This is a genomic window from Aeromicrobium phoceense, from assembly GCF_013868155.1.
Lineage (GTDB): Bacteria > Actinomycetota > Actinomycetes > Propionibacteriales > Nocardioidaceae > Aeromicrobium > Aeromicrobium phoceense.
The window spans coordinates 2242839-2255800 of the sequence record NZ_JACEOG010000001.1 but is presented as its reverse complement, the minus strand read 5'-3'; the positions used below and the strand labels follow the sequence as shown (position 1 = coordinate 2255800).

10 protein-coding genes are annotated in these 12962 nt (G+C 69.9%); 2 read left to right on the top strand and 8 right to left on the bottom strand.

Annotated elements, in window-relative coordinates:
* Positions 1-36: 36 nt before the first annotated feature.
* Entirely contained in the window at positions 37-936 is a 900-nt protein-coding gene (locus tag H1W00_RS10865; protein ID WP_181755715.1) for a 5'-3' exonuclease, read from the top strand.
* On the opposite strand, the gene H1W00_RS10860 is transcribed toward H1W00_RS10865, so the two are convergent.
* From H1W00_RS10860 to pafA, 7 genes are all read right to left on the bottom strand, one after another.
* On the bottom strand, positions 926-3646 hold the full coding sequence (locus H1W00_RS10860; protein ID WP_181755714.1) for a DEAD/DEAH box helicase: 2721 nt from the start codon (positions 3644-3646) through the stop codon (positions 926-928). The genes H1W00_RS10865 and H1W00_RS10860 overlap by 11 nt on opposite strands.
* Before the next feature lie 19 nt (positions 3647-3665).
* The gene (gene tatC / locus H1W00_RS10855; RefSeq protein ID WP_338072878.1) at positions 3666-4508 is read right to left on the bottom strand and encodes a twin-arginine translocase subunit TatC; all 843 of its coding nucleotides are present in this window, start codon (positions 4506-4508) and stop codon (positions 3666-3668) included.
* 5 nt (positions 4509-4513) lie between these two features.
* Entirely contained in the window at positions 4514-4732 is a 219-nt protein-coding gene (gene tatA, locus H1W00_RS10850) for a twin-arginine translocase TatA/TatE family subunit (protein ID WP_181755713.1), read from the bottom strand.
* A gap of 1 nt (position 4733) precedes the next feature.
* Positions 4734-5705, bottom strand: coding sequence for a WYL domain-containing protein (locus tag H1W00_RS10845; RefSeq protein WP_181755712.1), 972 nt, complete (start codon positions 5703-5705; stop codon positions 4734-4736).
* The gene (locus H1W00_RS10840; RefSeq protein WP_181755711.1) at positions 5702-6658 is read right to left on the bottom strand and encodes a helix-turn-helix transcriptional regulator; all 957 of its coding nucleotides are present in this window, start codon (positions 6656-6658) and stop codon (positions 5702-5704) included. Before H1W00_RS10840 ends, H1W00_RS10845 begins: the two co-directional genes overlap by 4 nt.
* 10 nt (positions 6659-6668) lie before the next feature.
* Complete coding sequence (locus H1W00_RS10835) at positions 6669-7550, bottom strand: FKBP-type peptidyl-prolyl cis-trans isomerase (protein ID WP_181755710.1); 882 nt, start codon at positions 7548-7550, stop codon at positions 6669-6671.
* Positions 7551-7645: 95 nt separating this feature from the next.
* Entirely contained in the window at positions 7646-9007 is a 1362-nt protein-coding gene (gene pafA / locus H1W00_RS10830) for a Pup--protein ligase (RefSeq protein ID WP_181755709.1), read from the bottom strand.
* 169 nt (positions 9008-9176) lie between these two features.
* On the opposite strand from pafA, the gene H1W00_RS10825 reads away from it, so the two are divergent.
* Entirely contained in the window at positions 9177-12029 is a 2853-nt protein-coding gene (locus H1W00_RS10825; RefSeq protein WP_181755708.1) for an immune inhibitor A domain-containing protein, read from the top strand.
* A gap of 236 nt (positions 12030-12265) precedes the next feature.
* Here the strand turns inward: H1W00_RS10825 and prcA are convergent, their stop codons facing one another.
* Entirely contained in the window at positions 12266-12958 is a 693-nt protein-coding gene (prcA, locus tag H1W00_RS10820; protein ID WP_181755707.1) for a proteasome subunit alpha, read from the bottom strand.
* Positions 12959-12962: the final 4 nt, after the last annotated feature.

Below are 12962 nucleotides of genomic sequence, written 5' to 3'. Positions count from 1 at the left end.
CGCAGCGGTGTCCGTCGGGCGTGCCATCATGACGCCATGTCCTCGCGACTGCTCCTCCTCGACACGGCCAGCCTCTACTTCCGCGCCTTCTACGGCGTGCCCGATTCGATCAGGGCCGCCGACGGGCGGCCCGTGAACGCCGTGCGCGGGATGCTCGACTTTCTCGCCACGCTGCAGGACCGGTACGAGCCGGAGGCCGTCGTGGCCGCGTGGGACGACGACTGGCGGCCGGCGTGGCGCGTCGAGCTGCTCGACACGTACAAGACCCACCGCGTCGCCGACCCGGAGGCTGGCATCGAGGAGACGCCCGACCTGTTGGCGCACCAGGTCCCGCTCATCGCCGAGGCGCTCACGCTGGCCGGCGCCACGGTGGTCGGTGCGCCAGAGGCCGAGGCCGACGACGTGATCGGCACCCTCGTGAACCGCTGGGAGACCGGGATCGACGTGGTCACCGGCGACCGCGACCTGTTCCAGCTCGTCGACGACGCCCGCGACGTCCGCGTCCTCTACACGGCGCGAGGTGTCGGCAAGCACGACGTCGTGAACGCCGCGTGGGTCCGCGAGAAGTACGGCGTCGAGCCCCAGCAGTACGTCGACTTCGCGGTGATGCGCGGTGACGCCTCCGACGGGCTGCCCGGCGTCAAGGGCATCGGCGACAAGACCGCCGCGGCGCTGCTGAACGAGTACGCGGACCTCGACGGCATCCGGGCCGCCGCCGCGGATCCGTCGTCCTCCCTGCGCCCACGGATCCGCCAGTCGCTCCTGGACAGCTCGGACTACATCGACGCGGCGGTCCGGGTGGTCACGGTGCGCCCCGACCTCGACCTGGACGATCCCGTGACCGGCGTGATCGACGAGGCCGCCCTGCGTGCCTTCGGCGAGCAGTGGAACGTGGCCGGCCCCGTCGACCGGCTGCTCGCGTCCGTCAGGACGTGACGCTCGAGTAGGCCACCACGCCGGTACGGAGCTCGTCGAGCGCCGACCGCGCGGTGTCGCGCAGCGGTCCCGGGCCGGCCGCGTCGGCGATCTGGGCCACGGTGTCGATGAGCTGCTTCATCGCGCGCACGAAGTCGCCCGCGGCCATCTCGGCCGAGCCCAGCACGAGATCGAGGCTGGTGCCCTCGCACCACATCCAGACCGCGTACGCGAACCCGAAGTCGGGCCGGCGCAGGAACGACAGCCGGTGCTCGCGCTCGAGCTGGTCGAGCTGGAGCCACAGCAGCCCCATCGACTCGGCGGCCTGGGCCACGGCCTTCGTCGGGAAGCGCGGCGGCGGTGCCTCGTCGGAGTTGCGCGCCGCGTACGTGAGCCCGCTCGCGACCGCGGCGAACTCGGCGGGCGACAGGGCGCCCCACACGTCGTGGCGCAGCGACTCGCTGACCACGAGGTCGGACTCGCCGTAGATGCGCTGCAGGCGCCGGCCCTCGGGCGTGACATCGTCGCCGTTCAGGTAGCCGAGCGAGTCCAGCACCTCGCACACGCGGTCGAACTGGCGCGCGACGCTGTTCGTCCGCTGCTCCACGCGGCGGCGCATGCTGTCGGTCTCGCGATCGAGCTTGAGCGCGCGCTCCGCCCAGCGGGCGTGTGCCTCGCGGTCGGGGCACGCGTGACAGGGGTGGTCGCGCAGCTCGCGCCGCAGCTCGGCGATCCGCGGGTCCTCCGCGGTCGGTCCCTCGCGGTACGCCACGGGGTACTCGGCCAGGTGCCCCGCGCGGTTGCGCAGGGACGACGCGAGGTCGCGCCGCGACTGGGCGTCGCGCGGGTTGAACGACTTCGGGATCCGCATCTGCATGAGCGGGTCGACCGGAGTGGGGAAGTCCACGACCGCCAGTCGGCGCGCGTGGCGGTTGGCGGTCAGCACCATCGGGCGCGGGCCCTCGCGGTTGCCGGTGTCGGGATCGAGCACCACGGCCAGCCCGGAGAACTTGCCGGCCGGGACGTTGATGACGTCGCCCCGCTTGAGCCGCGTGAGGGACTCCATCGCCTCCTCGCGCTTGGCGGCGCGGCGCGACTTCGACCCGGCGGACTCCAGCTCGCCGATGCGGCGACGGATGCCCATGTACTCCATGAAGTCGCCGCGCTCGCAGCTGACGGACTCGCGGTAGCCCTCGATCGCCTCGTCGGCCTTGCGCACCTTGCGGGCGAGACCGACGACGGCGCGGTCGGCCTGGAACTGGGCGAACGACATCTCGAGCAGCTCACGGGCCCGGCCGCGACCGACCTGGTGCACGAGGTTGACCGCCATGTTGTACGACGGGCGGAACGAGGAATTGAGCGGATACGTGCGCGTCGAGGCGAGGCCGGCCACGTGGCGCGCGTCCAGGCCGGGCTGCCACAGCACCACGCCGTGGCCCTCGACGTCGATGCCGCGGCGTCCGGCCCGTCCGGTGAGCTGGGTGTACTCCCCCGGCGTGACGTCGACGTGGTTCTCGCCGTTCCACTTCGTGAGCCGGTCGATCACCACGGAGCGTGCGGGCATGTTGATGCCCAGCGCGAGCGTCTCGGTGGCGAACACGACCTTCACGAGGCCGGCGCTGAACAGGTCCTCCACGCACTCCTTGAACGTCGGCAGCATGCCGGCGTGGTGCGCGGCGATGCCGCGTCCGATGCCCTCGCGGAACTCGTGGAACCCCAGGACGGCGAGGTCGTCCTCGGGCAGGTGCGCGCAGGCCGCGTCGACGTGCTCGTGGATCGCCTCGCGCTCCTCCTGGGACGTGAGGATGAGGCGCGCGGCCAGGCACTGCTCGACCGCCGTGGCGCAGCCGGCACGGCTGAAGATGAAGACGATCGCCGGCAGCAGGCCCTCGGACTCCAGCTTGAGGACGATGTCGATGCGGTCGGGCGTGCGGTGGCGGCTGCGCGGGCGGCGACCGCCCTTCTGCGGGCGGCGCGAGCGGTTCTTGGCGAACGCGCGGTTCCACTGCGCGTCGTCGCGGGCCATCTGCTCGAGGGTGTGGTTGACCTCGGTGGAGTTCGGCTCGAACAGGTCGAACATCTTGCGGCCCACCAGCACGTGCTGGTGCAGGGGCACGGGCCGCTTCTCCTCCACGATCGTCACCGTCTCGCCGCGCACCTCGTGCAGCCAGGCGCCGAACTCCTCGACGTTGGAGACGGTGGCCGACAGCGACACGATCGAGACCGACGGGGGCAGGCCGATGATGACCTCCTCCCACACCGCGCCGCGGAACCGGTCGGCGAGGTAGTGGACCTCGTCCATGACGACGTGGCCGAGGTTGGTCAGCGTCGAGGAGCCGGCGTAGATCATGTTGCGCAGCACCTCGGTCGTCATGACGACGATGGGCGCCTCACCGTTGATCGTGTTGTCGCCGGTCAGCAGGCCCACGTTCTCGGCGCCGTACCGGTCGGCGAAGTCGCTGAACTTCTGGTTCGAGAGGGCCTTGATCGGGGTGGTGTAGAAGCACTTGCGCCCCGTGGCCAGCGACAGGTGGACGGCGAACTCGCCGACGAGCGTCTTGCCCGAGCCCGTGGGCGCCGCCACGAGCACGCCGTGGCCGTCCTCGAGAGCCTCGCAGGCGCGCACCTGGAAGTCGTCGAGCCCGAACGGGTAGAGGTCCCGGAAGGCTGCAACGTGCGGGTGCTTCTGGTCCTTGCGGAATCGGGCGTACTGCTCGGCCGGGGTGGACATGTCCCCAGCCTACGGAGGATCAGTCGTCGAGGCCTCGGGGAGCGTCGAGTGTCGACGCCTCTTCGTCGTCGACCCGCTCGCCGGAACGACCGCGCCGGCGGTCGGTGACCCGCGCGATGATCTCGGAGACGAAGTACAGGACGCTCATCGGGATGGCGAGGAACAGGAACGTCACGGGATCCACGGTGGGCGTGGCGATCGCCGCGAACACGAAGATGCCGACGATGATCCAGGGTCGGGCGCGGATCAGCTGTTCACCGCTCACCGCGCCGATCCGGTTGAGGATCACCACCACCACGGGGATCTGCGCACCCACGCCGAACAGCAGGATCATGCGCGTCGCGAAGCTGAGGTAGTCGGCGCCGTTCAGCAGGTTGGTCCAGCCCTCGGGGGCGAAGCCGACGAGCAGCTCGATCGCCTTCGGGAAGGTCCAGTAGCCGATCCACGCGCCGCCGAGGAAGAGCGGCAGGCACGTGGCGGTGAGCAGCAGCGCGGCACGCTTCTCGTGGCGATGCAGCGCCGGCAGGACGAAGGCCCAGAGCTGCCACAGCCACACGGGGCTGGAGAGCACGAGACCGGCGATGACGCTGGTCTTGAGTTGGAACTGGAACGCGCCGCCGATCCCGCTGATCACGAGCTCGGTGTCGATCCCCTCGTCCTCGAGGGTGGGACGGACCTGCTCGTACGGCGCGGTGAGCCAGTCGAGGATCTCGGGATAGAAGTACCAGGCGATGACGACGCCGACGACGACGGCGGCCAGCGCCTTCATCAGGCGGGAGCGCAGCTCGGCGAGGTGGTCGAACAGCGGCATCTCGCCGCCGGGGGCGGACTGACGTCCGGCCCGACCGAATCCCAGGGCCACCCGGGTCAGCGGGTGGGGTCGTCGCGGCGTTCGGTGGCGGCCGGGTCGATCGTACGAGGAGTCTCGGCCTGCTTCTCCTCCTGCTCGCTCTCGCGGATCTCGGACTTGAAGATGCGCAGGGCGCGGCCTGAGCCGCGAGCCAGTTCGGGAAGCTTGCGACCGCCGAACAGCAGAATCACGATCCCCAGGATGATGAGGATCTCCGTGGCACCGAGATTGGGCATGTCAGGCTCCTTGATCGGAAGTGACTCCATCGTACGCGGCCAGTGCTGAGCGGGCGGCGTCCCGTACCTCGGAGGAGAACTCCCCCGGCTCCACGACGCGCATCCGGCCGCCCGCGCGCATCACCACACGGCGCAGCCACGCCGGATCGCTGCCGAACAGCCGAGCCCGGACGGCGCCATCGGGCCGCTGCTCGACGACGTCCATCCGGTACTGGCCGAGCAGCCAGTCCGCGCCGGGCTCGATCTCGACGAGCACCGACGGGGTGTGGGGTCCCTGCGGGAAGAGGTCCTCGAGCCGCGTGCGCTGGTCCGCGTCGGTGGTGACCGGCGCGTCGAGCACCGCGGCAGCGACGATGCGGTCCACGCGGAACAGCCGGTCGGCCTCCACCTTGTGGCACCACGCGGAGAGGTAGCGGTGCCCGTCCTGCGTGAAGGCGCGGTGCGGGTCGACCACGCGCTCGGTCTGCTCGTCGCGCGTCTCGTTGGCGTAGACCATGTGCAGCTGCCGCTTGCCCGCCAGGGCCTCGGCCACCGCGGCCTGGACGGCGGGATCGACCTCGGGCAGGAGGACGTCGACCGGGGTGTCCAGCTCGGTGCCGGCGGCCTCGGCGAGCTTGGCCAGCGCCGAGTCGATCAAGGCCGCCTGGTCGCCCGCGGCGGACTGGCGCAGCGTGCGCAGGGCCACCATCAGCGCGGCCGCCTCGCTGCGCGAGATCCGCAGCGGGCGGGCCATGAACTCGGCGTCGCGGATGTAGACGACGCCCTCGTCCTGCAGCGCCGTGACGTCGAAGTCGATCAGCTCCCCGTGGTACTCGCCCCAGCCCGTGAGCATCATGATCTCGAGCTCGCGCTGGGCCTGGGCGGGCTTGATCTTGAACTCGCGGGCGAGGTCGGCCAGCGGGATGCCCTGGTTGCTCTGCAGGTACGGCACCATCGCCAGCATCCGGACGACCTGCTTCAGCGACGGGTTCACGCGTGCACCTCCGCGACGGTGCGCAGTCTCGTGACGACGGCGTCGCGCAGCTCGGACGGCGCCACGACGATCGCGTCGGCGCCGTACGAGGCGATCTCGTCGGCGAGGTCGCCGACCACCGCGTAGGCGACCTCGACCTGGTCGGTGGCGTCGTCCACCCGGTCGACGCGCACGGCGTGACGGCGCAGCGACTGGGCACGGCCGGCGGTGACCCTCAGTACGGCGGTGGCGTCGGGCTCGGGCGGGTGGAGGGCGCGGGCGACCTTCTTGAGGTCGACGTCGTCGGGCACCTCGTACTCCCCCGGCTCGCCGTCGGGCAGCACCGCGCCGACGATCCGCGACAGGCGGAACAGGCGCGGCCGCTGGCGGTCGCGGTCGTAGCCGCCCACGTACCAGTGCTCACGGAACGAGGTCATGCTCCACGGCTCGAGGTGGCGCACCGTGGTCTCGCCGCCGGGGCGGCGGTACTCGAACGCGATCGGCATCCGGCGGCCCGTGGCGTCGAAGACGGCATCGAACGCGGGCTCCTCGGCGCGCAGCCGCGCCTCGGTCATCCGCAGGACCGACGGGTCGAAGTCGTGGCCGATCGCCTTGAGCTTGGCCAGCGCCGTGGTGGTCTCGGCGGCCATGCCGGCGTGGTCCCACAGCTGGCCGGCCAGGCCGATGACGGCGGCCTCCTCGACGGTGAGGTCGATCTGGGGCAGCTCCACCTCGGCACGCAGCAGCCGGTAGCCGGTGACGCCGCCGAGCGCGTCGAACGTGCCCGTCTCGATCTCGAGGCCGAGGTCGCGCAGCTCCTGCTTGTCGCGCTCGAACTTGCGCTCGAACGCCACGTCGTTGTCCTCGCGGTACTCCGCGATGGAGGAACGGATCTGTTCCTTCGTCAGGTACTGGCTGGTGGCCAAGAGGGTGAAGACGAGGTTCATCAACCGTTCGGTCTTCCGCTGGGCCATGAGCGAAAGACTAGCTGGCGTCGAGCAGGTCCACGACAAAGATCAGCGGCCCGTCGGGCTGCCCGTTCTTCTTCGCGTCCTTGCCGTACGCGTCATCGGTCGAGCACGTGACCACGACACGGCTGCCGAGCGTGTGACCGGGGATCTGGTCGCTCCAGCACGGGATGGCCGAACCCTCGGCGATCGAGATCTGGCGCGGGCCCGTGGCCCAGGACTGATCGAAGACCTTGCCGTCGGGGTACTGCTGGCCGACGTACTGCACGCTGAGCGTGGCGCCCTTGGCGACCTTCTCGCCGCTGCCCTTGATCAGGACGGCCGAGTCGGACTTCTTCACCTCGGCGGGCGTCTTCTTGGTCTTGGCGAACTTCGCCGGGTGCTTGTCCTTGTCGTACGTCAGCTTCGGCAGCGAGGCGGGCGCCTTCATGGCCTTGCCGCTGGCCTCGGTGGGCACCTTGGAGACGAGGTCGAAGAGGAACACCATGGTGTCGTCCTTCTCCAGGCCGAGCGAATCGGCGCTCTGCAGGAGGGACACGCCGTCCTTGGCCGGCACCGAGACGAGGACGCGCGAGCCGATGTCCTGGCCCACGAGGCCCTTGTAGAAGCCCGGCAGCGCCGTCTTCTCGTTCAGGGTGAGCGTCATCGGCGTCTCGTTCTCGAAGGAGTTGTCGAACTCCTTGCCCGTGCGGCCGTTGACCGCGACGTAGTTGATCTTGATCGTGTCGCCGTCGGCCACCTCGTCGCCGCCACCCTCGGAGACGACGCGGGACTCGGTCTTCTCGGTGGTGTAGTCCTGCTCGACCGTGACCTTCGGCGTGCTGCCCTTGGAGACCTCGATCCCGTCGAGGTCGGTGCCGCCGCCACAGCCGGCGAGAACGAAGGATGCGGTGGCCATGGCGGTCACGAGAGCGGTACGACGCACGGTGAGGTTCCTCCTGGGGATCGATGCCGTGGCCACACTAACGGCCGATCCCAAGGAACGTCTGAGAGTCACATGGAGTCGATGAGGCGCTGGACGCGGTCGTCCTCGGAGCGGAACGGGTCCTTGCACAGCACGGTGCGCTGGGCCTGGTCGTTGAGCTTCAGGTGCACCCAGTCCACGGTGAAGTCGCGGCGCCGTTCCTGCGCCCGCGCGATGAAGTCACCGCGCAGCCGGGCCCGCGTGGTCTGCGGCGGGACCGACTTGGCGGTGAAGACGTCGAGGTCCTTCGTGACGCGCGCGACCGAACCCTTGCTCTCGAGCAGGTAGAACAGCCCGCGGTCGCGGCGGATGTCGTGGTACGCCAGATCGAGCTGGGCGATGCGCGGATCCGCCCACGAAAGGCCGCGCTGCGTGCGGTAGCGGTCGAGCAGCCGGTACTTGATGACCCAGTCGATCTCGCGCTCGATGAGGCTGAGGTCCTCGCTCTCGACCGCCTTCAGCGTGCGCTCCCACAGGTCCATCGTGCGATCGATCGTGGGGGTGCGCAGGCCGTTGCGGTCGATGAAGTCGGCGGCCTTCGCGAAGTACTCGGCCTGGATCTCCAGGGCCGAGAGCTCGCGGCCGTTGGCCAGCTGCACCTTGCGTCGCCCGGTCATGTCGTGCGAGATCTCGCGGATCGCCCGGATCGGGTTCTCCAGCGTGAGGTCGCGCATCGTGACGCCGCCCTCGATCATCCGCAGCACGAGGTCGGTCGTGGCGACCTTGAGCATCGTGGTGGTCTCGCTCATGTTCGAGTCGCCCACGATCACGTGCAGCCGGCGGAACCGCTCGGCATCGGCGTGGGGCTCGTCGCGGGTGTTGATGATCGGCCGCGACCGCGTGGTGGCGCTGGAGACGCCCTCCCAGATGTGCTCGGCGCGTTGGCTGACGCTGAAGACCGTGCCGCGCGGCGTCTGCTGGACCTTGCCCGCGCCACAGATGATCTGGCGCGAGACGAGGAACGGGATCAGGACGTCGGCCAGGCGACTGAACTCGCCACCGCGGCTGACGAGGTAGTTCTCGTGGCAGCCGTAGGAGTTGCCGGCCGAGTCGGTGTTGTTCTTGAACAGGTAGATGTCGCCCTCGACGCCGTCCTCGGCGAGGCGCTGCTGCGCGTCGAGCATGAGGCCCTCGAGGATCCGCTCCCCCGCCCGGTCGTGCGTGACGAGGTCGACGATGTCGTCGCACTCGGGCGTCGCGTACTCGGGGTGGCTGCCGACGTCGAGGTAGAGCCGGGCGCCGTTGCGCAGGAACACGTTGCTGCTGCGCCCCCACGAGACGACCCGCCGGAACAGGTAGCGCGCGACCTCGTCGGGAGACAGGCGGCGCTGGCCGTGGAACGAGCAGGTGACGCCGTACTCGTTCTCGATCCCGAAGATCCGCCGGTCCATGCCGACAGCCTAGTCCCGCACGCCGCACGCGCACGCGATCGCGACGGCCGCGGTGTGGTGCTCGTCACATTGGCTCTTCCCAAACGGGTGATGTGAGGCGCACGATGTCAGGAGTCCGTCCACGGGGGCACGGACCACCGGACTTCGGCCCGGTTCCCTGAGGAGCACCATGACCACTCATCGATCTCCGCGCAGGACCGGCCTCTGGCTGGTGGGCGCGACCACGTTGGCGTTGACCGCGTCCGGGCTGGCGTTCAGCTCGAGCTCCGTGTCGGCCGCTCCCCCACCGGCGCCGTCCGGTGGCGCGGCGGCCGTGGCACCGGGCTACATCAACTACGTCGCGCCGCGTGCCGAGATCTCGTCCACCCCCGACAGGGCGGTGGAGCTCAAGGGCAAGCGGGTGTCGAAGCAGTCGGTCCAGAAGCAGCAGAAGGCCCTCATCAAGGCCAAGCAGGTCGACCGCAAGCACAGCCAGGGCAACCCGGTGGCGGCGCGTCAGCTGGCCCGCGTCGAGGCGGAGTCGCTGCGCACGGGTCGCAGTCCCAAGCAGGTCCGGGACCGGCGCTTCAAGCAGGCCAAGAGCACGCAGCAGGCGAAGCTCCTCACGATCCTCGTCGAGTTCAACGAGCAGGCGAACGACGACTTCACCGGCAGCTACGTGCCCGACGGCTACGGCTCGGACACCTGCGTGCCGGGCAACGTGCAGAACGGCCCCACCCACAACCAGATCCCGAACCCCGCGAACAGCGACCTCGAGGACAACAACTCCATGTGGGTGAAGGACTTCTCGCCCGCGCACTACAACGCGATGCTCTACACGAAGAAGGGCATCACCCAGCGCGTGCGCACCGACCTGCGCGGCCCTGACGGACGCCGGGGCATCGACATCTCCGGCTACACGATGAAGAACATGTACGAGGAGATGTCGAAGGGCGCCTACACCGTCGGCGGCGCCGCGACGCCGTGGGTCACGGTCGAGCACTCCGAGGCGTACTACGGCGCCACGGTCTGCCACCAGGACGAGAACGGCGACTGGGTCTACGGCGCGGTCCAGGACATGCAGGGCCACCCCGACAACCCGCTCGGCGCGGGCCAGCTGCCCATCGACGCGGTCGCGGCACTGGCCGAGGCGCAGCCGAACTTCCCGTGGGCCGACTACGACCTCGAGGACCAGGGCGACACCGACGGCGACGGGAACCTGCTGGAACCCGACGGCGTCATCGACCACGTGGTCCTGGTGCACGCCGGTGAGGACAAGTCCGGTGGCGGCGGAGCCGAGGGCCCGTACGCGATCTGGGCGCACTCGTCGGCCGTGGCCGGCGGAGCGCCGGTGCCCGGCACCAACCTGCGGCTGTCGAACTACATCGTCCAGCCCGAGGACTCCGGTGTCGGCGTGTTCGCGCACGAGTACGGTCACGACCTCGGTCTGCCCGACCTCTACGACACCGCCAGCGGCGGCGACTCCGACGTGGACTTCTGGGACCTGATGTCCTCCGGCTCGCACTCCGGGCCGATCTTCCAGTCGATGCCCACCCACATGGGCATCTGGGACAAGTGGATCCTCGGCTGGGCCGATCCCCTCGAGATCGACCCCGGCGACCGCGCCCGGACGGTGAAGGTCGGACAGACGAGCCGGACGCCCAAGGGCTCCGAGGACGGCATCAAGATCAACCTGCCGGACAAGATCGTCACCCGTGCGACTCCCCACAGCGGCGAGAACATGTGGTGGGGCAACAACGACCAGAACTGGGCGATGAACTCGCTGTCGCGCACGATCGACGTGCCCGACGCCGCGGACGCCCGCTTCTGGATGTGGAACAACTACGTCATCGAGCAGGACTGGGACTTCGGCTTCGTCGAGGTCTCCACCGACGGCGGCGCGACGTGGACCCCGCAGAAGGTCTACGACGAGGCCGGCGAGGAGGTCACCACGCCCGACGACTACCCGGACCCCAACGGGAACCTGGCCACCTTCGGCAACCGCAGGTACGGCCTCACCGGCACGAGCGACGGCTGGCGTCACGACTACATCGACCTCAGTGCCTGGGCGGGCGACACCATCCAGGTCCGGCTGATGCAGTCGACCGACGCGGCGTTCACCGAGCGCGGCTGGTTCGCCGACGACTTCTCGGTCACCGGCGGCGGGGCCACCACCTTCACCGACGACGTCGAGAGCGGCCTGAACGGCTGGACCGCCACGATCGACTCGTGGGTGGCCGGTGAGGCACGCGGGGCCGGCTGGGTCATCGACAGCGGCACCACGTCCAACGCGCAGTACTACATGGTGGAGTGGCGCAACCTCGACGGCTTCGACAAGGGCCTGAAGTACGCCTACGACACGACGTACCAGAAGCTCGGCGAGGACGGCGCCTGGAAGGTCGAGAAGATCCGGTACAACGCGCCCGGTGCCCTCGTCTGGTACCGCGACACGTCGTACGGCGACGCCAACCACGTGCTGAACAACCTCACGGACCTGCCCAGCACGGGCGCCAAGGGCGGACTGCTCATCGTCGACAGCCACTTCGATCCGCTCCGCCGGACCGGGGCGAACGCGGCCAACGACACGAGCACGCTGAAGAACCTGCCCTCGCGTCCGCAGTCGTCGAACGCGGCGTTCAACCTGTTCGGCAGCTACGCCTTCCGTGAGTGCACGACGCAGCCGGACTTCACGAACGAGGCGTGCAACCGGTTCGGCTCGCAGCGTGCGGTCCGGTCGTTCACCGACGACCGGGGCTGGTACCCGGGCATCGAGGTGCGGGGCAGCAGCCTCTTCTACCGCGACGCTGACGCCTCCACGGTCGTGCCGTCGGTGGGCAACGCCCCGTACAGCACGAGGGTCGTCGACGAGAACGGCGCGCCGCGGACGGACCTGTACGGCACGGACGTCGGACTGGCGACGCCGCTCGGCTCGGGCAACCCCGAGGACGACGGCGTCGGCTACGGCACCGGCGTCAGCGTGCAGAAGTCGTTCCGCGGCAACATGGAGGCCCTGCTGAGGATCACGCCGCCCACGGCGCCGTAGCCGAGAGGCGAGCGGGTCTCGATACACCCGCTCGTTCCTCGCGGGCACTCGACCACCGGCAGTCCCGGTGATCGAGTGCCCGGGGTCGTGCCGGCAAGGCGACGAACGGTCTCGATACACACGCTCGTTCCTCGCCGGCGGTCCCGGTGATCGAGTGCCCGGCGAGCGGAGCGAGACGGTGGGGGTACCTCCCGCTTGCGGGGGAGTATCGAGATCAGGCTGGAGCCGGGGAAGCGTCAGCCGAGGAGCTCGGCGACCTGCGCCTGGCCGAGCCGCTTGAACTTGCGGGGCTGGCTGCGGGTGCGGTCGAGGACCGCGACCTCGAGGTCGTCCGGGGCGATCGTGCGGGCGGGCTCGGTGTCGTTGCCGAGGGCCGTGAGCGCGAGCCGCAGCGCCTCCGCGAGCGGCAGGTCGGGCTGGTAGTGCGCGCCGAGGTGCTCCTCGACCTTGTCGCTCTGGCCGCCCATCACGCCGTAGGCGGGCACGTCGGCCACGGAGCCGTCGTAGGTGAGCCGGTAGATCTGGTCGCCGGCGGGCGTGGCACCCACCTCGGCGACGAAGATCTCCACCTCGTAGGGCTTCTCTCCCCCGCTGGAGAAGATGGTGCCCAGCGTCTGCGCGTACGCGTTCGCCAGTCCGCGGCCCGTGACGTCGCTGCGGTCGTAGGAGTAACCGCGCATGTCGGCCAGTCGCACGCCGGCGATGCGCAGGTTCTCGAACTCGTTGTAGCGGCCCACGGCGGCGAAGCCGATGCGGTCGTAGATCTCGCTGATCTTGTGCAGCGCGCGCGAGGGGTTCTCGGCGACGAAGACGATGCCGTCGGCGTAGCGGACGACCGCGACGCTGCGGCCCCGGGCGATGCCCTTGCGGGCGAAGTCCGCCCGGTCCTTCATCAGCTGCTCGGGCGAGACGTAGAAGGGGGTGGTCATGGCG

Coding starts and splice junctions, on each gene's coding strand:
- H1W00_RS10865 (WP_181755715.1), top strand. CDS start 37: ATGTCCTCGCGACTGCTCCTCCTCGACACGGCCAGCCTCTACTTCCGC.
- H1W00_RS10860 (WP_181755714.1), bottom strand. CDS start 3,646: ATGTCCACCCCGGCCGAGCAGTACGCCCGATTCCGCAAGGACCAGAAG.
- tatA (WP_181755713.1), bottom strand. CDS start 4,732: ATGCCCAATCTCGGTGCCACGGAGATCCTCATCATCCTGGGGATCGTG.
- H1W00_RS10840 (WP_181755711.1), bottom strand. CDS start 6,658: ATGGCCCAGCGGAAGACCGAACGGTTGATGAACCTCGTCTTCACCCTC.
- H1W00_RS10835 (WP_181755710.1), bottom strand. CDS start 7,550: ATGGCCACCGCATCCTTCGTTCTCGCCGGCTGTGGCGGCGGCACCGAC.
- pafA (WP_181755709.1), bottom strand. CDS start 9,007: ATGGACCGGCGGATCTTCGGGATCGAGAACGAGTACGGCGTCACCTGC.
- H1W00_RS10825 (WP_181755708.1), top strand. CDS start 9,177: ATGACCACTCATCGATCTCCGCGCAGGACCGGCCTCTGGCTGGTGGGC.
- prcA (WP_181755707.1), bottom strand. CDS start 12,958: ATGACCACCCCCTTCTACGTCTCGCCCGAGCAGCTGATGAAGGACCGG.